The 2,027-nt window shown below is 35.0% G+C and carries 1 protein-coding gene; it reads right to left on the bottom strand.

Translation table 11 applies throughout. From position 1 onward, the window contains the following. On the bottom strand, positions 1–2,027 hold a 2,027-nt coding region (locus tag JUJ52_RS22840; RefSeq protein WP_228089230.1), incomplete at both ends, for a non-ribosomal peptide synthetase.

The following is a 2,027-nucleotide window of genomic DNA, read 5'->3' as shown; positions in this document are numbered from 1 at the left end:
AGTGGAACCAGATGTATAAATTACATACGCCAATTGATGACAGTCGATAGCAAGATCTAGATTTGTGGATAGACCTTGATAGAAATCTTCCACCGTAATATCGATAGCCTGTACAGCTAGAGAAAGTGAACGAGCTTGACCACTTGATGTGACAACTAAGGACACCTTTGCGTCGGATAGAATCGTTTGAATACGATCGGTTGGATGGGTTGGGTCGATTGGTAGATAGGCTCCTCCTGCCTTTAGTATTCCCATGATTCCAATGATCATATCGATGGACCGATCCATGATAAGACCTACAATGGCTTCATTCTGAACCCCTTGTTGTCGTAAAACTCTTGCCAGTTGGTTCGCCTTTTTATTTAATTCCTGATAAGTTAACTTCTGGTCCGCACATACAACCGCAATATGATGAGGATTCTTCTCAGCCTGCTCCTCAAATAATGTATGAAGTGATTTATCTTTCGGATAATCCGCGTTTGTTTGGTTAAACTCCTGCAGGAGCTGATGTTGTTCATATTCCGTTAGAATGTTAATCTCAGATAATATTGTCGTTGGTTGCGTGCAAACTTTAGTTAGAATTTCTTTGTAATGTGATGCCATTCTATCAATAGTTTCTTTTTTAAATAATTTAGTACAATACTCCATGGTATATTTAAGCATCGTTTCATTATCATAGACAGTTAACGTTAAATCGAATTTTGAGATATTACTTTCTACGTGAATAGGCGTTAATACAAAGTCTTCTGAAATAAACTCTTTATCAAATCCTGCATAATTCATACTAAACATGACATCAAAGATTGAATGTCTACTAGTATCTCTGTCCACCTGCACCTTTTTAATTAATTCTTCAAACTGATAACTTTGATTCTCATAGCTTTGAAGCGCATTTTGCTTTACTGCATTTAAGAATTGTTCAAAGCTTATATTTCCAGAAGCCTTATTTCTTAATGCTAACGTATTGACAAACATTCCTATCATGTTCTCTAAATCATCATGTGGTCTTCCTGCTATTGGAGTACCAATGACAATGTCATCCTGTCCACTATACTTAGCTAATAAAAGATGAAATGCAGCTAGTAGAACCATATTCATCGTACTACCTGTATCTTTAGCCATCTTCCGAACAGCTAGAGCTAGCTTTTCATCCATGTAATAAGTTAGGGTTTTCCCTTCAAAACTTTGAATAGGTGGTCTTTCAAAATCGTATGGTAGATTTAATATTGGAATTTCACCATTAAATTGTTCTAGCCAGTACTCCTCTTGCCGCTTCATCTCTATGGAGTCCCAGAATTTATTCTGCCAAACTGCAAAGTCCTTATATTGTAATTTTAGAGAATTCAACCGTTCTCCATTATATAGTGCCATAAATTCATTGATTAATATCTGAAGAGAAATTCCATCACTGATAATATGATGCATATCCGTCAATAAATAATTCTTATTATTACTCACTACTAGCTCTGCTCTAAACAGAGGAGCTTTACTTAAATGAAAGGTTTTCACAAAATCCTTTAATAAGTTGTTTACTACTGTTTCCGCAACAAATCTTCTTTCAAGTTTAAAATTAGCTTTTGGTAGTACTTTTTGAACAATTTCACCTTCGACTGTATCAAAGAAAGTTCGTAATGAATCATGTCTAGATACTAACTGCTGAAGACTCTTTTGTATTTTTTCCGGGTCGATACTACCTTCTATTTCACAAATCAATGGCATGTTGTACAACGTGCCTGTTTCATATTGTTGTAGCATATACATCCTTTTTTGGGCAGAAGAGGTTTCATAAAAATCACTTTCCTCATATGGTTCGATTAATTCATATACACTTCTATTCCCATTTCCAATGTATGTACTAAGAAGATTAATGGTAGGACTCTCCAAAAACTCTCGTAATGATATTTCTACTTTAAACTGTTTATGAATTTTACTAATTAAAGCTGTCGCTTTTAATGAGTGTCCACCTAAATCAAAAAAGTTATCATGGATTCCGACTTTGTCTATGCCTAATACCTCTGACCAAATTG

The organism is Virgibacillus sp. AGTR, from assembly GCF_016919725.2.
GTDB classification, from domain to species: Bacteria; Bacillota; Bacilli; order Bacillales; family Amphibacillaceae; genus Virgibacillus; species Virgibacillus salarius.
Note: the sequence above shows the minus strand (reverse complement) of the source record. Positions and strands in the feature narration are given on the sequence as shown.